The sequence below is a fragment of the Litorivivens sp. genome (genome assembly GCF_057445395.1).
Window position 1 is genome coordinate 40,135 of sequence record NZ_JBVBUV010000019.1, and the last position, 20,617, is coordinate 60,751.

Annotated in this window: 20 protein-coding genes, 1 tRNA gene and 1 pseudogene; 10 read left to right on the forward strand and 12 right to left on the reverse strand. The window is 55.6% G+C overall.

The window, feature by feature from the left end:
* Positions 1–6: 6 nt before the first annotated feature.
* Entirely contained in the window at positions 7–633 is a 627-nt protein-coding gene (locus tag AC222A_RS07900) for a TetR/AcrR family transcriptional regulator (RefSeq protein ID WP_372750481.1), read from the forward strand.
* A gap of 6 nt (positions 634–639) precedes the next feature.
* Here the strand turns inward: AC222A_RS07900 and msbA are convergent, their stop codons facing one another.
* Positions 640–2,394 (reverse strand): lipid A export permease/ATP-binding protein MsbA, encoded by a 1,755-nt coding sequence (msbA, locus tag AC222A_RS07905; RefSeq protein ID WP_372759045.1) that lies wholly within the window; start codon positions 2,392–2,394, stop codon positions 640–642.
* 67 nt (positions 2,395–2,461) lie between these two features.
* Positions 2,462–2,538 (reverse strand) — tRNA-Arg (locus AC222A_RS07910).
* Between the two features lie 135 nt (positions 2,539–2,673).
* On the opposite strand from AC222A_RS07910, the gene AC222A_RS07915 reads away from it, so the two are divergent.
* Positions 2,674–3,342: a TIGR04283 family arsenosugar biosynthesis glycosyltransferase gene (locus AC222A_RS07915; protein ID WP_372749245.1), complete on the forward strand. Its 669-nt coding sequence runs from the start codon at positions 2,674–2,676 to the stop codon at positions 3,340–3,342.
* Between the two features lie 4 nt (positions 3,343–3,346).
* Positions 3,347–3,943 carry a TIGR04282 family arsenosugar biosynthesis glycosyltransferase gene (locus AC222A_RS07920; RefSeq protein ID WP_372764839.1) on the forward strand — a complete coding sequence of 199 codons (597 nt, stop codon included), beginning with the start codon at positions 3,347–3,349 and terminating at the stop codon, positions 3,941–3,943.
* 15 nt (positions 3,944–3,958) lie between these two features.
* On the opposite strand, the gene AC222A_RS07925 is transcribed toward AC222A_RS07920, so the two are convergent.
* Complete coding sequence (locus tag AC222A_RS07925) at positions 3,959–4,444, reverse strand: hypothetical protein (RefSeq protein ID WP_372749247.1); 486 nt, start codon at positions 4,442–4,444, stop codon at positions 3,959–3,961.
* Between the two features lie 362 nt (positions 4,445–4,806).
* Between AC222A_RS07925 and AC222A_RS07930 the strand changes: the two genes are divergently transcribed.
* Positions 4,807–6,135, forward strand: a complete 1,329-nt coding sequence (locus AC222A_RS07930; RefSeq protein ID WP_372749248.1) for a hypothetical protein — start codon at positions 4,807–4,809, stop codon at positions 6,133–6,135.
* Positions 6,136–6,153: 18 nt separating this feature from the next.
* On the opposite strand, the gene AC222A_RS07935 is transcribed toward AC222A_RS07930, so the two are convergent.
* Positions 6,154–6,495: a translation initiation factor Sui1 gene (locus tag AC222A_RS07935; RefSeq protein ID WP_486774833.1), complete on the reverse strand. Its 342-nt coding sequence runs from the start codon at positions 6,493–6,495 to the stop codon at positions 6,154–6,156.
* A 141-nt stretch (positions 6,496–6,636) separates the two neighbouring features.
* Here AC222A_RS07935 and AC222A_RS07940 point away from each other — a divergent pair, with 141 nt between their 5' ends.
* Positions 6,637–6,858, forward strand: a complete 222-nt coding sequence (locus tag AC222A_RS07940) for a SlyX family protein (RefSeq protein WP_372749250.1) — start codon at positions 6,637–6,639, stop codon at positions 6,856–6,858.
* Positions 6,859–6,861: 3 nt separating this feature from the next.
* On the opposite strand, the gene AC222A_RS07945 is transcribed toward AC222A_RS07940, so the two are convergent.
* The 6 genes from AC222A_RS07945 to AC222A_RS07970 form a co-directional block, all read right to left on the reverse strand.
* Positions 6,862–7,263: a cold-shock protein gene (locus AC222A_RS07945; RefSeq protein ID WP_372749251.1), complete on the reverse strand. Its 402-nt coding sequence runs from the start codon at positions 7,261–7,263 to the stop codon at positions 6,862–6,864.
* Between the two features lie 118 nt (positions 7,264–7,381).
* A complete protein-coding gene (locus tag AC222A_RS07950; protein WP_372759384.1) occupies positions 7,382–8,200 on the reverse strand; it encodes an SDR family NAD(P)-dependent oxidoreductase in 819 nt (272 codons plus the stop codon).
* Between the two features lie 60 nt (positions 8,201–8,260).
* Entirely contained in the window at positions 8,261–8,470 is a 210-nt protein-coding gene (locus AC222A_RS07955) for a cold-shock protein (RefSeq protein WP_372750503.1), read from the reverse strand.
* A gap of 267 nt (positions 8,471–8,737) precedes the next feature.
* Positions 8,738–11,590 carry a valine--tRNA ligase gene (locus tag AC222A_RS07960; RefSeq protein ID WP_486774834.1) on the reverse strand — a complete coding sequence of 951 codons (2,853 nt, stop codon included), beginning with the start codon at positions 11,588–11,590 and terminating at the stop codon, positions 8,738–8,740.
* A 103-nt stretch (positions 11,591–11,693) separates the two neighbouring features.
* Entirely contained in the window at positions 11,694–12,119 is a 426-nt protein-coding gene (locus AC222A_RS07965; protein ID WP_372750329.1) for a DNA polymerase III subunit chi, read from the reverse strand.
* Between the two features lie 8 nt (positions 12,120–12,127).
* Positions 12,128–13,585, reverse strand: a complete 1,458-nt coding sequence (locus AC222A_RS07970) for a leucyl aminopeptidase (protein ID WP_486774835.1) — start codon at positions 13,583–13,585, stop codon at positions 12,128–12,130.
* Between the two features lie 88 nt (positions 13,586–13,673).
* On the opposite strand from AC222A_RS07970, the gene lptF reads away from it, so the two are divergent.
* The gene (gene lptF, locus AC222A_RS07975; protein WP_372749629.1) at positions 13,674–14,783 is read left to right on the forward strand and encodes an LPS export ABC transporter permease LptF; all 1,110 of its coding nucleotides are present in this window, start codon (positions 13,674–13,676) and stop codon (positions 14,781–14,783) included.
* Complete coding sequence (gene lptG / locus AC222A_RS07980) at positions 14,783–15,844, forward strand: LPS export ABC transporter permease LptG (protein ID WP_372749630.1); 1,062 nt, start codon at positions 14,783–14,785, stop codon at positions 15,842–15,844. The genes lptF and lptG overlap by 1 nt, the downstream gene beginning before the upstream one ends.
* A gap of 10 nt (positions 15,845–15,854) precedes the next feature.
* Here lptG and AC222A_RS07985 read toward each other — a convergent pair whose 3' ends face one another.
* Entirely contained in the window at positions 15,855–16,349 is a 495-nt protein-coding gene (locus tag AC222A_RS07985; protein ID WP_372749631.1) for an RDD family protein, read from the reverse strand.
* A 193-nt stretch (positions 16,350–16,542) separates the two neighbouring features.
* Here AC222A_RS07985 and AC222A_RS07990 point away from each other — a divergent pair, with 193 nt between their 5' ends.
* The 3 genes from AC222A_RS07990 (at position 16,543) to AC222A_RS08000 (ending at position 20,352) form a co-directional block, all read left to right on the forward strand.
* The gene (locus AC222A_RS07990) at positions 16,543–17,220 is read left to right on the forward strand and encodes a response regulator transcription factor (RefSeq protein ID WP_372749632.1); all 678 of its coding nucleotides are present in this window, start codon (positions 16,543–16,545) and stop codon (positions 17,218–17,220) included.
* The gene (locus tag AC222A_RS07995; protein ID WP_486774836.1) at positions 17,207–18,577 is read left to right on the forward strand and encodes a sensor histidine kinase; all 1,371 of its coding nucleotides are present in this window, start codon (positions 17,207–17,209) and stop codon (positions 18,575–18,577) included. Before AC222A_RS07990 ends, AC222A_RS07995 begins: the two co-directional genes overlap by 14 nt.
* 221 nt (positions 18,578–18,798) lie before the next feature.
* Entirely contained in the window at positions 18,799–20,352 is a 1,554-nt protein-coding gene (locus AC222A_RS08000; protein ID WP_372749053.1) for an HD domain-containing phosphohydrolase, read from the forward strand.
* A 24-nt stretch (positions 20,353–20,376) separates the two neighbouring features.
* On the opposite strand, the pseudogene AC222A_RS08005 reads toward AC222A_RS08000, so the two are convergent.
* Positions 20,377–20,617, reverse strand: a pseudogene (locus AC222A_RS08005) (hypothetical protein); the annotation flags it as partial.

Consider the following 20,617-nt stretch of genomic DNA (forward strand, 5'->3'; position numbering starts at 1 on the left):
GTGCTAATGCCCGAGGGCACCCGCGAGCGCCTGATTCTGACGGCAGAACAATTGTTTGCCAGTAAGGGAATTGAATCTGTCTCGTTGCGGGAAATTGCCCGTACCGCAGGGCAAAAGAATGTCGCCGCCCTGCAGTATCACTTTGGTGATCGCGAGGGTTTGTTCAGCGCCATTTTAGAGTATCGCATGAGCGGCATTGAGCAGGTGCGCGAAGGGATGCTCCGCGAAGCGGACAATAGCGGCGCGGGCGATAATATGCGTGAGCTGGTGCGCTGTCTGGTTGTGCCCATGATGGAGCATATTCGTTCAGCTGGGCCGGACAGCCACTACATCGAATTTCTGGCGCGGCTGCAGGTAAGTTTTCCCGCCTTTCTGGAAAACGAAAATCGGAATAAGCCCTGGCAGCAGCGTGTATTGGAAATCAGTAATCGGCTGGAGCCTTTCGTGCCGGCGAGCGACCCGCTGCTACGTCAACAGCGTCAGCTGATGATGGGGGCTTGCATGATTCACAGCGTAGCGGCCTTCGAGCGAGGACTGCGTGAAGGGCGTTATCAGATCGCCGGCCTGGACAGCTTTGCCGGCAATCTTGTTGACGCCCTGTGCGGCATTCTCAGTGCCGCACACGTGAGCTGATTGCGCTCAGGTTTCTTCAAAGCCCTGTTCATAGAGGGTGGCATAGTAGCCACCCAGGGCCAGCAACTCAGCGTGGCTGCCACGCTCCACAATTTCGCCGCCGTCCATGACCAGAATTTGATCGGCGTTCACGATGGTTGACAGGCGGTGGGCAATGACGAGGGTTGTGCGGCTTTTCATAAAATCGGTTAACGCGTTTTGTATGGCGCGCTCAGATTCGTTGTCCAAGGCCGAGGTGGCTTCGTCGAGTACCAGCAATGGCGTGTTCTTAAGTAGCGTGCGAGCAATAGCCAGACGCTGACGTTGTCCACCAGACAGCTTCAGGCCGCCTTCACCGACCAGAGTGTCGAAACCCTCTGGAAGGCGCTCGATAAACTCCGTGGCGTATGCCGCATCGGCGGCGCGACGAACAGCCTGTTCGTCGCCGAGAGCCGCGTTACAGCCATAGGCAATGTTGTTGGCAATGGTGTCGTTGAACAGAACAACATTCTGGGTAACGATACCCAGCTGGGCGCGGTAGTCGTAGAGGTCGTATTCGCGAATATCGACACCGTCGACCAGAATCTGGCCTTGCTCATAATCGTAAAAACGGGCGAACAACGAGGCCAGCGTTGACTTGCCACTGCCAGAGCGCCCGACCAGAGCGGTTACCGTGCCCGGTTGCGCAGTGAAGCTGATATTTTTCAGGGCGGGTACATCACTGCCTTCATAGCCAAAACGCAGATCGCGAACGTCTATCTCACCGTTGAGCTTTTCAATGCGTCGGGTGCCGGTGTTTTTCTCCGGTGCAAGATCCAGCACGTTGAAAATGTTGATGGCTGCGGCGATGCCTTTTTGAATGATTGCGTTTACACCTGACAGCTGTCGTACCGGTTTTGGTATCAGGCCGATGGTGGTGATATAGGCAACGTATTGACCGGTAGTCATCTGCGAAAGAAACTCAGGCGCCAGAATCAGAAAAACGATGATGCCCATCGCCAGTACAATAATGAGCTGCATCACTGGCGTGTTGATGGCCTGCACTTTCACCATTTTCATTTGCTGGCGGTAGTTGCGTTCGTTCACGCTGACAAATCGATCGGTTTCGCGCTGCTCACCGAGGAAGGTTTTCACCATACGGCTGCCGGTAATGGCTTCGGAGCAGACTTGGGTGATATCCGCCACCGAATCTTGCACTTTGCTGCTGAGCTTGCGAAGACGGCGGCCGACTGACGCCACAATAATGGCCAGTAGCGGCGCAATGGCGAGAAATATCAGGGACAGTTTCCAGTTGAGATAGAACGCGTAGGCCAGCAAACCGATAACCGTAAAACCCTCGCGGATCAATGTGCGCAGTGCGTCTGTGGCGGCATCGGTGACCAAGCCGGTGTTGAACACCGTACGGGCAACAATCTGGCCGCTGTTTTCGCTGTCGTAGTAGCTTACGGGCAAATGCATCAGGTGGCCAAACACCTCCGTGCGCAGCTGAGTCACGATGCGGGTGCCCACCAGCGCCATGAAATAGGTGCCCAGGAATGTGCCTATGCCGCGCACCAGATACACCCCGGCTATGGCCAGTGGAATGTAATAGCGAGCGTCGTGATCTTTATTTTCAATCGCGTCTACGAGCAGCTCCAGCATTTTTGCCTGGGCTGGTGTGGTGGCCGCGAATACGAGATACCCAAGGATGCTGAGTGAAAAAGGCAGTATGAGAGGTTTTAGGTATTTAAGCAGGCGCATGTACACCTGCCAGCCGTCTTGCCCCGTTTGCGTGCTGGCCAAATCTGGAATCCCCGATTAGCGTGCGTCAATTATCAGAACAGGCAATGCCGTTCCGCGACTGTGTAAGTGGTGCCCCGGTCAGGATTCGAACCTGAGACCTGTCCCTTAGGAGGGGACCGCGCTATCCAGCTGTGCCACCGGGGCCGATAAAGGCGGCTATTCTAGCCTGAGCGAGGCAACAGTCCAACCGTGAACACCTGAGAGTGTGTGTAAGCTTGGCACGTGTAAGGCCAATCTGCATACTGAGAGCCTTTTGGGCGTATCGTTTTGCATATTAGTGTGAGCATTATTCTCCCGGTGCTCAATGAGGCGGATAACCTCGCGTGCCTGGGACGCAGCCCCAACCGCAACCTACCTGGCGTTGAGTGGATTGTTGTTGATGGCGGTAGCCAGGACAACAGCGTTGGTATTGCTGAAACATGGGCTGATCAGGTCGTTACAGGGTTTCGCGGACGTGCCGCACAGATGAATGCCGGCGCCAGTAGCGCTCGGGGGCGTGCTCTGCTGTTTCTGCATGCGGACACCCGCCTGCCAGGAAACTTTGCCGATTTCGTGGAGACTTTGGGTCGTGAGTCGCCGCTGTGGGGCTTTTTCCCGGTGGAACTGCAGCCGGGTTCGCCAATGTTGAGGGTGATCGCGCGCATGATGAATTGGCGCAGCCGACTGACTTCTGTGGCGACCGGGGATCAAACCATTTTTATTCGGCGCGATGTGTTTCAGCGCGTCGATGGTTATCCGCCGTTACCGCTGATGGAGGATGTAGCGATCAGCAAACAACTGCGGAAGTTGGCAAAACCCTACATTTGGCCTTCGCCTGTCGTTTCCTCGAGCCGGCGCTGGCAGCAGGCAGGGGTGATCCGCACGATGGTGCTAATGTGGTATCTGCGCCTGCTCTTTGTGCTGGGCGTGTCGCCAACCACTTTGCATAAGCGTTATTACGGGAGTTGATGCAGTGGAAGTGACGATTTGCCTGTTCGCCAAGGCGCCTATCCTTGGGCAGGTGAAAACTCGAATGCAGCGTGTGTTGACCCCCGCCGAGTGTCTGGCGCTGCACTGCAAACTGCTCGAGACCTGCTGTGCAAATCTGGCGCAGGCGCCGTCTGCATGCTCCGTCGAACTTCATGTGACGGCGCTGCACAGCCACTTTGCCGATCTGTCGCAGCGCCATGGCTTTGCCATTAAGCAGCAGCGAGGCCGCCATCTCGGCGCTCGGATGAGTCACGCGGTTCGGCAATCACTGCGGTGCGCTGAGGCTGTCGTGTTAGTAGGCGCCGACTGCCCGAGCGTGAAAGGACGACTGTTGTCTGACATGTTGTCGCACTTGCAGACGACGGATGCGGTAATGATACCTGCTCACGACGGCGGCTATGTGGCACTGGGGTTAAAACGGTACGCCCCGGAGTTGTTTTGCAACATAGCCTGGGGTAGCTCCCTGGTCGCGGAGGAAACCCGACGAAGGTTAGAGGCGTTACAGTGGTCTTGGGTGGAAATGCCGGCGCAGGCTGATATTGATCGTCCCGAAGACCTTGTTTTACTTGAGGGCGATTAGTGCAAGCGTTGTCGGTCAGGCGGCCACTAGGCTGCGACGGTATTCCTGCAGCCAGCCATTGAAATGTTTCTCGGATTTGCGTGCATTGGTGCGATGACCAAAACATTTGCGCCATAGTGCGCCCAGTTGATCTGCTTCTGCCGGGGTGGGTAGCACGATTTCTTCGCGTTGGTAGATCAACCATGCGATTGCAGTTGCGTAGCTGAGGTTCCAGCTAAGTTCTGTGTCCGGGTCTTGCAGGAAGCGGTGCTGGCTGGCCAGACCTCTGACACGACTGGCAAGATCGGGTTTGAATGCGAGATAATCGTCCCAAATCTGCCGATGTTGTTTAGGTGTGATGCGGTAGATACCGACGCCATCGGCGTCTTTGTGTAGCGGGTTGAGCTGGGATTCCAGGGCGGCCGTTCCCAGCAGCAGCTCTTCCGCAACGTTAGAGTGGATGCCCAGATACTTCAGGGTTGGTCCAATGATCTGTTCTCGCAGCTCAGACACATTCATCATGGCTTTGGTTTCCCCGCGCCGAAAATCGAACGTTTTTTGCCTGTCCTGTTAGTTATGACCAGCGTAAAAGCCGTTTGTCTCCAGCGAAAGAGTGTGAATACTTTGCGCCCTTGTAACTGTTTTAGTACAGTTGCGACCATAAGTCAAAAATCTTTTAGTTATTAGTGGATTAGATTCACTTTTTAAAAATAAATATGGAAATGTGCGGTAAGTGCTAGTACCTATTGACTCTGTTCAATGCCCTGGTTGCCTGCTAAGTGATTGTTTTGCAAGGACGGCTAGCGATAGGTGAGTTATACCGATAAGCTTCAGGTAAGCCAATCTTCGGGTCAGTTGATGCAGGCTGAACGATGGGAGTATTCATGACAGAAGCCGGAATAGTGTTGCCCTGGTGGCTACTGAGCCTATTTGCCGGGGTTGTTCTTACGCTGCTTGCCTGGAAGCGTGCGGTGATCCGGCGCGGCTGCGAGTCGTTGTTAGTGGTTTATCAGGCGCGTCTGACAAGAGCGCATACAGCGCTGGCAGAACGGTTGAAAATTCGTCATAAGGCTACGGTTCAGGCCTTTGCCACGCTTGCGCAGTACTATGGGAAGATGCGCTATCGGCTGTCCATTGTCGATTTCATGCAGCTTTTGTCGATTCGCTGGCAGCGGGTGGAATCGCTGTGCACTGACGCCGATGGTCTGATTGCAAAAGCCAGTCAGGAGTTGGACAGCGCCCGAATGGAGCGCCCGGAAGCGCCGGAGTGGGTGGTGGCTGCCGATGCCATTGCCAAATTACCCGGGGACAGGGCGCAGCCTGCTACGGCTAAAATATTGCGCGCGATGCTCGACGCCGCCGAAAGTCATCATGAGGAAACCCTGCGGGAATTTCGCTGGGCGGCCGCTGTGCGGGGGCGTGCCCTGATGGAAAGCGAGCGTTACTGGCGCCGCATTACCAACCGGATGGGTAATATTGAAGCCTACTGGTGCGATGTGAAGCGCGCTTCAGAGCGGCTGGTGGCAGCGTCCGGTTTTGTCGAATCGCTGTTGATTGAGGGGCCTCACCGCCGCCGTGCGCTGCGGGGCGTGGCCAGTGGCATTGTCACCACGATCGCGCTGGTGTTTTCGGTGGCGTTGAGCGTATACCTGCTGGATATGTTGGGGTCGCTGGTTCCTGTCTCCCCAGAGCTGCACACTGGATGGGAGCGGGCATGGCCTGGTCTGGTGCTGTTGGCTTTGTTGTTGGCCGGCACTGTGCTTGCCAGTGCTTGTCGCTGGACCGATACCTTAGCGCGCATAGCTGAATTGGGGCGGCGTTGGCGCTTCTGGCTGGGTGGCCTGTCGGCCGCGGCGCTGGCTGGTGTGAGTTACTCCGCTATGCAGCTGCCGGTTGCAAAGTTTGCCAGCTCCCTGGCAATTGCAGGATGGAGCGAGGCGACAGCGCACACTGCAGCGGCGTTGCTTTATATCGTGCCACTGCTGTTGGCCTTTCAGTTATGCATGTTGGATCACTGGCTGCGCACTGCGCGCCCGGTAACCAGCTTTGCGCTGGAGCGGGTGTTGATGATGGCGCTATGGCTGGTTGGCGCCCAACAATTGTTGTGTCAGGGATTGCTTTCACTGTTTGCTAAGCCCAGCGAGCCACCGCCGGAGCCCTTGCAAGAGGGGATAAAACTAGTGTCGGATAACTCGGGCAAGAAAGCGGGGTGATGCCGTATAGCTGGACTGTTAGCCGCCGGCCAGTTTGACCTTATAGCCTTCTTTTTCCAGCAGCGCCTTCAGTGCCTGGCGCTGATCACCTTGAAATTCCATGATCCCGTCTTTCACGCTGCCACCCGTGCTCAGCTTCTGACGCAGATTTTTCGCCAGCGATTTCAGGGCGTCGTCTGTGAGCGGTACACCACTTGCCAGAGTAACCCCCTTGCCTTTGCGACCTTTTGTTTCCCGGCTGATACGGACAATGCCGTCGCCTGAGGGGACTGCTTGTTGCGCTTTGCAGCGGCAGGATGTTACCGGCTGATCGCACCCGGGGCAGATGCGGCCCTGCTCAGTCGAATATACGCGGCTCATAGCTATCTCTTGGTATTGTGGGTGTAATTGATTTTACGCTTTTCTTAATACGACTGCCCCTTGGGAACAAGTCCTTGTCTGGGGGCGGCACCTGCCTATAATGCGCAGCAGATTATGTGAAAACTCAATGGGAGCGGTGCGGTGACAGATTCACCAAAAGACAGTCAGCTGGCGGATCTGCAGATGCGGTACGCATTTCAGGAAGATTTATTGAACAGTCTGAACAGTACCATTGTGGAGCAGGGGCGTAGGCTTGACGATCTGGAGCAACGCTATAAGCGTTTGCAGCAGGCGTTCACAGCGTTGGCCGACGACGTAGAGCAGTCGCGGCCTGTCACTAATGAGCGCCCCCCGCACTATTGAGCGCTAGCCGTTCAGTTCTCTCACATCTTCGGCCTGTGCACCTTTATCGCCTTGAGACAGGACGAATTCTACGCGTTGTCCTTCCTGCAGACTGCGGCGACCTTTGCCACGAATGGAGCGGAAGTGGACAAACACGTCGTCGCCGTTTTCGCGAGTGATAAAACCGTAGCCTTTATTGGCGTTAAACCATTTGACGCTACCGGTTTCACGTTGAGGTGTCATTTTTTCCATCATGACGGGCAGCCATGGGCTGACCAGAAATGAGGCGAGGCTTACCAGGAAGAAGCCTAAGAATGCAGTCAGGGCCGAGCTACTGAAAAGCGGCGCTGCGCTGGTGAGTTGCGCGATGACAGTCGCAATGGCGGCCAGAGCAGCGGCGGCGGCCAATTTAACGGTAAATACCATAGTTCTCTCTATAAAGTGTCAAAATTCAAGGTGTTAGCGCATTTCTCGATGGGCTGAAAAATGCGCGGCGCAAAGTTTACCACGTCAACGGAAGGGGCTCTAATCTGACGCATCAATTTCACAGTTTGGTGAGGCCGAAGCGGCGCTGCAGCAAGCGGTCTTGCAGGCGGTGTGGGAGCAGGCTGAGCAGATAGAGCTGATGAACCCCGGCGGCCACTTTGATATAGGGCTTGTCGGGCTGGTGCAAAGCGGCGTGGACAATACGCTGAGCTACCGATTCGGCTGGGCTCCCGTTTTTCTGCGAGAGCTCGGCGCGCTCACGGATATGATCCACGATTTTCTGGTAGCGGGAGCGCAGCGGGAAGGTCTTGTCGAGCTCTTCCCGCGCCGTCTGCCCAAAATTGCTGAGAATGCCGCCAGCCATGACGCATTGCACTTTGATACCCAGCGGTTCCAGTTCTCGGCGCATGGCGTCGTTCAGGCTGTGCAGGGCGCTCTTTGAGGCGCAGTAGCTACCTGCAAAGGGCGTGGTCAGATGGGCGGATACGCTGCCGATATTAACTACTGTGCCTGCTGTATCTTCCAGCTGGGGCAGCACTGCCTGGGCCAATGCCAGAGGCGCTACTACATTGATATGCAGTTGTTGCTGTAGCGTTTGCCAGGGGACCTCGATGACTGGTCCCATCTGGCCGTAGCCGGCGTTGTTAATCAGCAGGGATATTGGCCCAATGTCTTCGCGCCATTGGTTGGCGAGTGCGGGAAAAGTATCCGGCGCCGACAAATCCAGTGCGACAGGAAAGAGGTCGGGGTGGGAAAAGGGCAGAGTGTCGGGATTGCGGGAGGTCGCAATCACCCGCCAGCTTTGTGCAATCAGCTGTTTTGCCAGGGCCAGACCCAGTCCGGCGCCGCAGCCTGTCACCAGGGCGGTGGGTTTCATCGCGGTACCTTTCGAATGTTTGGGGTGACTACATTACCGCGATGGCACGCTTAGTGCGAGTCAGACCTTCGCCACATCTTCTGCCTGAAAGCCCTTGGGACCTTCCACCAGATTGAATTCTACTGTCTGACCTTCGTCGAGTGTTTTGTAGCCATCGCCGCGGATGGAGCGAAAATGCACAAAGACATCATCACCGGTTTCCTGGGAAATAAAACCAAAACCCTTGGCGTTGTTGAACCATTTAACGGTGCCGGTCATGCGATTACTCATGGAACTTCTCCAGATAGCAAACCCGATGCAACGGAAGGCCGCATCCCGCCGGGGCGGAATTATCAGTAGCAACAGGAGGTGGGGGCAGGAATGACTGCCAACTTCTTGGGCCGAGTATTCGGCGCTTTTTATTTTTATTGAGGTACACAGTACAGCGGACTAATTACCTACATTGCTGTTAATACTATAACTGTGTGTTTTGGCTGTCCAGACTTCAAAAAATCTTGTTGTGACAATTGCTTACAGGTCTGTAACCCATAGCGGCGACTACAGCGCCGCTATGGTGTCGTGTTGCTCGCGCATTTTCTGCAAGGATTGCTCCTGCGCGGCCAGCTTTTCTTTCTCTTTTTCGACAACCTCGGCCGGTGCCTTGCTAACAAACTTCTCGTTGCCGAGCTTACCGGCCAGACGTTGCACTTCTTTTTCGAGGCGACCGATTTCCTTGGTCAGGCGGGCGAGTTCGGCGTCCTTGTCGATCAGATCCGCCATGGGTACCAGTAACTCCATGGCACCAACCAGCTGGGTGGCAGACATGGGTTTCTGGTCATGTTCTGTCAGCACCGTGATGCTGTCGAGCTTGGCCAGCGTAGTCAAAAACTGGCGGTTTTCGTTGATGCGACGTTCGTCTTCGGCGCTGCAGTTGCTGAGCAGAACGGGAATCTGCTTGCCCGGAGGAATGTTCATTTCGCCGCGAATGGTGCGGATGGCGACGATGACCTCTTTCAGCCATTGCACATCGGCGGTCGCTTGCGGGTTGAGTTTCTCCGGTTCGGCTTCCGGGTAAGGCTGAAGCATGATGCTGTCGCCTTCTACGCCGGCAATAGGGGCGACCTTTTGCCAGATTTCTTCCGTGATAAAAGGCATAAACGGGTGTGCCAGGCGCAGCACGGCTTCCAGTACATTGATCAGAGTGCGGCGGGTGCCGCGCTTGGCTTCTGCGCTGGCGTTATCGTCCCACAGCACTGGCTTGGACAATTCCAGATACCAATCGCAGTATTCGTTCCAGACAAATTCGTAAATAGCCTGTGACGCCAGATCAAAGCGGTATTGGGCCAGTGCCTTTTCAACAGCCGCTTCTGTTTCCTGCAGCTGCGAGATAATCCAGCGGTCAGCCAGACTCAATGCGACATCGCTGTCGATGCCGCAATCTTCGCCCTCGGTGTTCATCAGCACATAGCGAGCGGCATTCCACAGTTTGTTGCAAAAGTTGCGGTAGCCTTCCAGGCGCTTCATATCCCAATTGATGTCGCGACCGGTGGACGCCAGCGAGTAGAGCGTGAAGCGCAGGGCATCTGTACCGTGGGCGCTGATGCCCTCGGGAAAGGCCTTGCGGGTACGCTTACCGATTTTTTCGGCGAGCTGGGGCTGCATCATGTTGCCAGTGCGTTTCTCCACCAGATCGTCGAGTTCGATGCCATCGATCATATCCAGCGGGTCGAGTACGTTACCCTTGGACTTCGACATTTTCTGGCCGCTCTCGTCGCGGATCAGACCGGTGACATAGACAGTCTTGAAGGGCACGTGGGGCGTGCCATCTTCGTCTTTCATAAAGTGCATGGTCATCATCGCCATGCGCGCCACCCAGAAGAAGATGATGTCAAAGCCGGTCACCAGCACATCGGTTGGGTGAAAGGTTTTCAGGCGTTCAGTGACTTCCGGCCAGCCCAGTGTGCCAAAGGTCCACAGGGCAGAGCTGAACCATGTGTCCAGTACATCTTCGTCCTGATTCAGCACAACATTGTCTGCCAGGTTGTACTTGCTGCGGGCTTCTTCTTCAGTGCGCGCAACGTAGACATTGCCTTGTGTATCGTACCAAGCGGGAATACGGTGGCCCCACCAGAGCTGACGGGAGATGCACCAGTCCTGAATGTCGCGCATCCAGGAGAAGTACATGTTTTCATACTGTTTCGGGACAAACTGGATGCGCCCGTCTTCCACGGCTTCAATAGCTGGCTTGGCGAGGGTTTTGGCATCGACAAACCACTGGTCGGTGAGCAGCGGCTCTATAACCAGGCCCGAGCGATCACCGCGCGGCACCTTGAGTGTGTGTGGGTCTATTTTTTCCAGCAGACCTGCATTTTCGAAAGCGGCGACAATCTGTTTGCGTGCATCGTAGCGATCTAGGCCGGCGTAATCCGCGGGCAGGCTCGCGTCGAGCTCGGTATTTTCCGAACCATCGCTGTTAAACACTTCGGCTGTGGCGCGAATGGCTGCATCGACTGTCATGATGTTTATCATGGGTAGGCGGTGACGCTGGCCAACCGCATAGTCGTTGAAATCGTGGGCGGGCGTAATTTTGACGCACCCGCTACCAAACTCGCGATCGACATAGTCATCGGCAATTATCGGGATGCGGCGATTAACCAGCGGCAGGGTGACGAATTTGCCGATCAGATCTGCATAGCGCTCATCCTTGGGGTTAACCGCAACGGCGGTGTCGCCCAACATGGTTTCCGGCCGTGTGGTCGCCACCACCAGGTAGTCTTTGCCGTCTGCGGTTTTAGCGTCGTCCGCCAGGGGATAACGGAAGTGCCACAGGTGACCCTGTTCTTCCTGATTCTCAACTTCGAGATCGGAAATGGCTGTGTGAAGTTTTGGATCCCAGTTAACCAGGCGCTTGCCGCGGTAGATCAATTGGTCTTCGTAGAGCCGGACAAAGACTTCCTGAACGGCCTTGTAAAAGCCATCGTCCATCGTGAAGCGTTCGTTGTCCCAATCGACTGAGGCGCCGAGGCGACGCAGTTGACGGGTAATGGTACCGCCTGACTCCGCTTTCCACTCCCAGACCTTTTCCAGAAACTTGTCGCGTCCGAGGTCGTGGCGGGTTTTGTTTTCTTCGTGGGCGAGTTTTCGCTCAACCACCATCTGGGTGGCGATACCGGCGTGGTCGGTACCTACTTGCCACAGGGTGTTGCGCCCTTTCATACGCTGGTAGCGGGTGAGTGCGTCCATAATGGAATCCTGGAACGCGTGGCCCATATGCAGGCTACCGGTCACGTTCGGCGGCGGAATCATAATGCAGTAGGATTCACCACTACCAGACGGGCGGAAATAACCGCTGTCTTCCCATTGCTTGCCCCAGTGGGCTTCGATTTTGCCTGGCTGAAATGTCTTGTCCATAAATCCGATGTGTGACAGCTGAGGGGCGATTGGGATTGCCCGGAATGAAAGGCGAACAATTATACTGGAATTGACTCGCGTCGCTAGGGCGCAACGCCAGTGATTAGGCGGCTATTTTGTGGGTATTGAGCGGATAACCGCGGTCTTTGTAGAACCGGTAGCGCTCGCGGCTGGGTGAAAGCCAGTCTGGTGCCTGGCAGACAATCTCGCCAAGTCGTGCAAATCGGCTGAAAAAATCAGGAATTTTCGGGGCAAAATTTATAAAAAGGTCGCCGCCTGCGGGCGGCTCCTGATCCCAGGCGACCACGATGCTTGCATGGCTATCAGCAGTTTTCAGGTTGTGAGGAACAAAGCTCTCTGGCGAAAAGCTCCACAACAAGTCATCTACGGCCTTGCCCTGCGCCGCATCGGCACAGTGCAGGTAAATACTCATGCCGCGTTTGTGTGCCTTTTCGGCAAGCCGGCAGCCATACAGGAGGGCGTCCTGCGGCTGCGCCGACTGCAGAATGTAAAAATCGACTTTGGTCATCGCGGGCTTTAGTTCGCGCAATCGAGCAGGTATTGCATCAGCAGTCCGACCGGACGACCGGTGGCTCCTTTCGGGGCGGACAGCCAGGCAGTGCCAGCAATATCAAGATGGGCCCAAGTCATATTCTTGGTGAATCGCGCCAGGAAACACGCGGCGGTCACGCTACCGGCTTCCGGGCCGCCGATGTTAGCGATATCGGCAAAGTTGGAGTCCAATTGATTCTGATACTCATCCCACAGTGGCATTTGCCAGGCGCGGTCGCCGCTGCGCTCTCCAGCATCGATCAGCTGTCGGGCAAAATCATCACTGTTGCTGTAAAGGCCTGTGGCATGCTTACCGAGGGCCACCACGCAGGCGCCGGTGAGGGTGGCAATATCAATGACGGTTGCAGGTTTAAAGCGCTCGGCGTAGGTGAGCGCGTCACACAGTACCAGGCGTCCTTCGGCATCGGTATTGAGTACTTCAATGGTCTGGCCAGACATGCTGGTCACCACATCGCCGGGTTTAGTCGCGCGGCCACTGGGCAGGTTCTCCGCTGCAGCTATAATCCCCACCACATTAATGGGCAGTTCGAGTTCAGTCACGGCGGTCATGGTGCCCATAACGCTGGCGGCGCCACACATGTCGAATTTCATCTCGTCCATTTTTGCGCCGGGTTTGATGCTAATGCCGCCACTGTCGAAGGTGATGCCTTTGCCGACCAGCACCCGGGGTTTGTCCGATTTCTTGCCACCGTGGTATTCCATCACAATCATTTTGGCGGGCTCGTCGGTGCCAGCCGTGACGGAGAGGAAGGAACCCATGCCCAGTTCACGCATTTTCTTTTCGTCGAGCACAGAAACCTTCAGTTTGTCGCTTTTGCGACCCAGTGCCTTGGCTTCTTTCGCGAGAAACGTGGGGGTACAGTAGTTGCCGGGCAGGTTGCCGAGCTCGCGAGCGACGTTGATGCCGCGACCGATGCTTTGGCCTTGGGCCATTGCTTTGCGATTGGCGCTGTTCGCGCTAGCCAGCAATAACAGTTTTTTCAGCTTGGGATCCGGTTTCTTGCTCAGCGAGGCGGTGTACTGGTAATTGCTGGTTTCTGCGCCGCAGGCCAGACGGCGGATCTGGCTTTCTTCGCTCAATGTGCTCTGGTTCAGTAAAATCGCGGCATCGCCCAGCTTGTATTGTCGGATGGCTTTGAACATCGCCGTCGTAGCCTTGTCGAACACCTTTTCGTCCAGTAATTTTGCTTCACCAAGCCCAACCAGCAGCAGGCGCTCTGCGCTCAGGGTGTCGCACAGGGGCAGCAGGAAAGTCTGAGACGCTTTGCCCTCGAAGTCACCGCGTTTATGGATGCGATTGATCAGTTCGTTCAGCGCATCGTCGCCGCTGGGCTTTTTGAGATCGTCGCTGGTTAGCAAAACGACAAGGGCGGCAGATTTCTGACGGCTGGGAGAAGTCGGGGCTTTCAGGCTGATTTGCATGTTTGATCTCGCGAAGTCGGTCGAAAGTAAGGATAATGACACGTTTTAGTGGGCAGACAGTGTACTGCCTGCGATTCTTTCAGGAAAGTTGGGTCTAACGTTGATTCTTTATCGCTACATCACCAGCGAGTTGTTGAAATCGATGCTTGCGGTCACATTCACCTTGCTGGTGATCATCATGAGTGGCCGGCTGATCAAATATCTGGCAGATGTTGCCGCAGGTGAACTCGCACCTGACTTTCTGTTCCTCATCATGCTTTACCGCCTGCCCAACTTTCTGGAAGTGATTCTGCCGCTCGGTCTGTTTATTGGCATTCTGCTCAGTTATGGCCGTCTGTATGTGGATTCAGAGATCGCGGTGATGAATGCCTGCGGTATCAGTCGTCTGCAGCTGCTGCAACTGGCCACCGTGCCCATTCTACTGGTCACGGTAACAGTGGGTTTGCTCAGCACCGTGGTGACGCCGGCAGGGATTCGCGCCTATGAGCGTCTGCTGGTGGAGAGTAAGGGTTCGGATGGTCTGAAAGCTGCGGTTGAGGGGCGGTTTCGGCTGGATCACAACAGCGGTCGGGTAACGTATATAGAAAAGCTGAACCGTGAAAATGACGGTATGTCAGGGGTGTTTATCGCGCAGCCGATGGAAACCGACGATGGCCGAATACTGGTGTCTGTCATTGGCGCGGATTCGGGGCTGTTTGATCGGGATGAGAAGACCGGCCAGCGCTATCTGCTGCTCGACAAGGGCGTTCGCTATGTTGGTCAACCCGGAGCCCTCGACTATCAGGTTGCCCGCTTTGAGCGGTATGGCCAGTGGCTGCAGGACGAGACCCAGTCGCGCGGGCGCAAAGCAGCTGACGGCAAAAGCACCCGCGAATTGTGGGAGTCTGAGCGCATTGATGACCGCGCAGCGCTGCAGTGGCGTATTTCGCTGGCACTGCTGGTGCCGGTGGTGGCGCTGTTGGCCGTGGCATTGAGCAAAACAGACCACCGCAGTGGCCGCTATGCGAAAATGTTTCCCGCCTTTCTTCTTTATATGGTGTACCTGATTGGTCTTAATGCCGGGCGCGAGGCCTTGGCGAGCGGTGAATTGGCCACTGTGCCGGGGCTCTGGGTGATTCACGCGGTGTTTCTGTTGCTGGGACTTCTCTTTTTGCTGGGGCCTGACTGGGTGCGGCGTATCAGTGGGGTGAAACACTGATGTATAAGCTTGATGCCTATATTGGTCGAACCGTGGCAGCAGCAGTGATTATGGTGTTGCTGGTCATCGTCGGCATTGATCTGCTGACCACCCTGATCGACGAGCTGGAAGATCTTGAGGGTGACTATACCTTCGGCAGAGTTGTGCAGTACGTACTGCTGACCACGCCGAGCAGTTTGTTCGAATACCTGCCCTTTGCGGCTCTGGTTGGGTGTCTGGCAGGGCTGGGCTCACTGGCGGGCACCAGTGAGCTGGTGGTGATGCGCGCTGCCGGGATCAGTACTCGCCGTCTGGTGTGGGCGGTGCTCAAACCAACCATCCTGCTGACGCTGGCGGGTCTGGTGGTGGCGGAGTTTATAGCGCCGCGTTTCCAGCAGATCGCGGAAAGTGAGCGTGCCATCGCTTTGCAGGAAGAGGGTAAGGTGCATTCGCAGTACGGCATGTGGCACCGCGAGGGCAACCGCTATATGCATTTCAACGCGGTAGAAGCCGGTGGTGTATTGCACGGGGTGCTGGTTTACCAGTTTGGTGAGCAGCGCGAACTCGAAAGTGTCACCTTTGCTCGCCGTGCGAGCTTTACCGATGGTCAGTGGTGGTTGGAGGACGGTTCGCTATCGACCTTTAGCGCGGGCGGGGCCGAGCGAGAGGATTTTTCCCAGCGCGATTGGGATACGGAGTTAACGCCACAGCTGTTGAATTTGCTGGCGCTGGAACCGGCTGATCTGTCCATCAGCGGCATCTGGCGTTACGCTAATTACTTGCAAGATCAGGGCCTGAGTGGCGCGGAGTACGAGCTCGCCTTCTGGCAGAAAATACTGCAACCGGTTGCCATCATCGCGCTGGTGCTGGTAGCCATCTCTTTTGTGTTCGGGCCCCTGCGTCAGGTAACAATGGGGTTTCGGGTGTTTACCGGGGTGATGGTCGGTATCGTGTTTCGCACGCTGCAGGATATGCTGGGGCCGGCCAGTTTAGTGTTTGGGTTTGAACCGCTGGTGGCAACCTTGATACCGATCAGCCTTTGCATGCTGTTTGGCGTGGCAATGATGATGCGTCGGGTCTGAGCCCTGGGCGTCAGCCCTTAGCCTTCTTCGGCAAGCGCAATACCCTTGTCCCAGACAGGCGGTCATGCCAGCTGCAATTATCGCGATCAATCCACACCCACCAGTAGCCGAGAAAGCCCGGCGCCATTGAAATGATAGCGGTCAGGCAGCGCACGATGCATTGACCCCAGCCGGGCTTGCCGCCACTGCTTGCCTGAACCTGAATACGCCAAGCCTGCATGCCTAGCGTCTGGCCATTTTTGCGCCAGAACAGGGTGTAAAAGCCAACTACCACCATCACCAGATAGACCTGAAAACCGAGACCTCCTAGCAGAGGATCTGCCTCGTGCATGACTTTGCTACTGGCTTCGGGAATATTAGGGTCGAGCTTGCCGGTAACCACCACGGCCACCAGTGTTGCCAGGCATAGCAGTGCGAACAGCAACATGCCGTCGTAGACCATGGCCATAATGCGTGGCAGTACGCCGGCCGGAGGAAGTTGCGAAGAGTTGGCGTTGTCTGGCATCTGGTGATGTTTCCCGCAGAATTTTGGCGCGCATTGTAGCATCTGCTTCGCTTACTATCCTGTAATGCCGCGGACGCAGCGCTGACACACGCAGTGGATAGTGCTAATCTCGCCTGAACTCGGGCTCTGGCATCACAATAAACTGGACGTGCGAAACATAGCCCGCACCAATAAGACCAAACAGGATTTGCTCATGCGTGTTCTGGTAATCGAAGACGACGCCAGTGTGGCGGATTATATTGTCAAAGGCCTCAAGGAAAGCGGCTACAGCGTCGATCACGCGGCCGATGGCAAGCAGGGGCTGGTTAAGGCAACCACCGAAAACTACGATGTCGCCATTATCGATCGAATGCTACCCCATGTGGATGGCCTGACCATCATCCAGACGCTGCGCGCGTCAAACAACGCCACACCGGTGTTAATACTCAGTGCCCTGGGTGACGTGGATGATCGGGTCAAGGGGCTAAAAGCCGGAGGCGACGACTATCTGGTAAAACCGTTCGCGTTCGCTGAGCTGCTCGCTCGTATCGAAGCGGTGCTGCGCCGTCAGGAATCCACAGCCACGCAAACCCGCCTGAAAGTAGGCGATCTGGAAATGGATCTATTGGCACATAAGGTTACCCGCGCAGGTGAAATATTTAACCTGCAGCCGCGCGAATACAAATTGCTGGAATACCTGATGCGTCATGCCGGTCAGGTGGTGACTCGCACCATGTTGCTGGAAAATGTCTGGGATTATCATTTTGATCCACAGACCAATGTTATTGATGTTCATATCAGCCGCTTGCGCCAGAAAATAGACAAGGGATTTGATAAACAGCTGCTGACCACTGTGCGTGGCGCCGGATATATGCTGGATGATCCTCAGTAAGGTATTCAACAGCTTTACCTTCCGCTTCATGTCCGGCTATGTGGTCGGACTCAGCATCACGGTTTTTCTCGTGGTTGCGGTCATTTATACGCTGATCTCCCGCGATTACTTTACCCAGGTTCACAGTACCATTCAGGAAGAGCTCGATGCCCTCACCGAAACCTATAGGGAAGGCGGGGCACGGGCGGTGGATGAATTTGTTGAAGTGCACGCCGGGCCAGATCGTCTGATCCGGTTTTTCTTTCTGGTGGTGGATGAAGATTACCGGCCCATCGCCGGGAACCTGGATCGCTGGCCCGATCCGCGCCAGTACCGCGATGGCTGGATGGGCTTTGATATGAAGCTGCTATCGGGTGACTGGGACGACGTGGGGACTGAATTTGTGGCCCGGTCCCGCACGCTGCCTACGGGCGAAACGGTGATGGTGGCGCGTCATTACGCCGATGTTATCAATAGCGCGAAACTGGTCAGCGGTGTGCTGACGCGTTCCATGCTGGTGACGATTGTACTGGGGACCATCGGCGGCGCCTTCGTTGCCGGGCGATTGGTCACACGCATCGATCAGATGAACCAAAGTCTCAATCGTATTATGTCTGGCGATCTGAGTGAGCGTATTGCAATTCACGACAGTCACGGCGATTTCCGGCGTCTGGGCGAGAACCTGAACAAAATGCTCGACAAGATAGAGCAGCTGATGCTGGGTATGCGTCAGGTATCCGACAACATTGCGCACGACCTGCGTACCCCGCTAACCCGGCTCCGAAATCGCCTTTCAGATCTGCAGCAGGGTACGGATCAACCGGAAAAAGTGCAGGAGCTGATTGATGAGGCTGACGGCCTGCTCGCCACATTTAGCGCCTTGTTGCGCATCGCACAGGTAGAATCTGGCAATCCCCGAGCGGGTTTCAGTTCGGTTGATCTCAAAACCATTCTGCTGGATGTAATTGAACTCTATGAACCGCTGGCTTGTGACAAATCGCAGAAACTTGATGCTGATCTCGCAACCGTGGCGACCTTTCAGGGGGATAGAAACCTGCTGTTTCAGGCGGTCGCCAACCTGGTCGACAATGCCATCAAATACACGCCTGCGACAGGTATTGTCAGTGTCCGCCTCTGGGAACAGCAGGATCAGTATCTCGTAGAAATTGCCGACAGCGGCCCCGGTGTTCCGCCTGCAGAGCGAGAAAAAGTGTTGCAACGCTTTTACCGGGTGGAGGCAAGCCGCAGTGAGCAACCGGGCAATGGCCTTGGCCTGAGCTTGGTTAACGCGGTAGTCAAGCTTCATGGCGGCAGTGTCCAGCTCGCCGACAATTTCCCCGGTCTCCGGGTTACCCTTCGATTTCCCCTGCATAACTGAACGGTTACGCCGCACAACTTCTTGAATTCCAAAGTATTTATAAATGTTATAAGAGTAATTACCGATTGTGGGCTTTTGGCCCCTTGCGCACGATAGAGGTCGAAGCTGCACGGCGTATGACGGCTGTTCGGCTGTAAAGCGCATCAGGGTCGGTTGTTAGCCGCAATATCCCTCGTGTTAAGCAGAATTACATCGCTGCTCAGGCTGCGTAGGGAAATTTAATGAGTAATTTGTCCAGCGACGCGTTGGTGTTTGCCGATGAGGGGATAGTTTCTGAAAGAGAGCCTCCTGATTGTGCTGGCCCGTGGAAAATACTGTTGGTCGACGACGAGCCGCAGGTTCATGCAGTGACAGAGCTGAGTCTGCGCGATGTGGAGGTACACGGTCGTCCACTGTCATTCCTGCACGCCTACACAGGCAAAGAATCCATCGAAGTGATGCGACGGGAACCGGATATCGCCATGGTCTTGATGGATGTGGTGATGGAAACCGAGCACGCAGGGCTGGAGGCTGTTGACCGTATTCGGGGAGAGCTCAACAACTCGGATGTGAGGGTTATTTTACGCACGGGTCAGCCTGGCCAGGCGCCTGAGCGCGAAGTGGTGGCGCGCTACGACATCAACGACTACAAAGAGAAGACAGAACTCACCGCCAGTAAAATGCATACGTTGGTTTACACCAGCTTGAGCCACTATAGAGAGTTGGTGGCTCTGAAGCAGAATCGCGAGGGGCTGGAAAAGGTCATCGAAGCCTCGGGCTCGCTATTTGAAAGCTCCTCTCTCGTGCAGTTTGCTCGCGGTGTCTTGAAACAGTTGTCGGCACTGCTCTATGCCAATGACGACACGGTGATGGTGCGAGGCGTTGCGGTTGGAGCCGATATCGAAACTGGCCCTGAGCTGGTTATCACGGCGAGTTCTAACGACGATTCTATGGTGGGTGAGCGTATCGAGGACGTTCTACCTCAGAAAGTGGTAGCGCGGATTCGGCGCTCACTGGACACCAATGAGCCCTATTTCGGCGACGGCTACTTCACTGTATTTTTCAAGACATCTGCCGGTGCCAAGCACGTGGTCTACATGACGAGCGATGCGGAATTTTCCGTGTCGGACCATCGATTGGTAGCCCTGTTTTGTCGCAATGTGGGCGTGGCTTTTGAAAACCACAGCGTAAATCAGGAAATGTTGAGCAGTCAGCGCAAACTGGTTTTGATGCTCAGCGCGGTGGTCGAAGAGCGTTCGCCGGAATTGAAAAACCACGTTGTCAGGGTGTCCGAGTACGCCAAGATAATTGGTCGCAACCTCAACCTCAGCGCGTTGGAGCTGGAAGAGCTCGAGTTGTCAGCCGCTATGCATGATGTTGGCAAAATCTCTATCCCCGACGTGATTTTGAATAAGCCGGGACGATTTACCTCCGAGGAACGTATCCTTATGCAGGATCACGTCGCCCGGGGAGAGGCTATCCTGGATAGCCAACACAGTTCTTTGCTCAAAAGTGCCCGTCGTGTCGTGGGTACACACCATGAGCGTTGGGACGGCAAGGGATACCCGCGACAGCTTTCGGGCAAGGATATCCCCCTGTTTGGCAGGATAACATCCGTAGCTGATGTGTTTGATGCCCTGAGTACCCCGAGGGTTTACAAGGAGCCATGGCCTGTCGATACGGTCTTTGACTATCTGCGCGAGCACCGCGGTTCTCAATTTGACCCGGAATTGGTTGATATCTTTCTGGCCAATCGCGATGCCGTCATGGACGTATTCGCGAAATACCACAGTTAGTCTGTCGTAAGCCCGCCGAACCGTTTAGGTAAACGGATTCAATTTCTCCAGCTTAATGTGCGAGGTATCCGGTGCAGGCGGCGGCGGTGGGCCCGCTTGGCCGAGCTGCGCGCCGGGCTCGTCCAACGTCAGCTTGCTGGTGTCGGGAGCCAATTTCTGCCTCTTGTCTGGCAGTGTTTCTATTTCTACTCCCGGCGGCGCCAGGCCAAAATCTGGTGGCTCAATGATTGGCGCTGACGTATTGGCGCTGCCTTGCCAGGGTTCG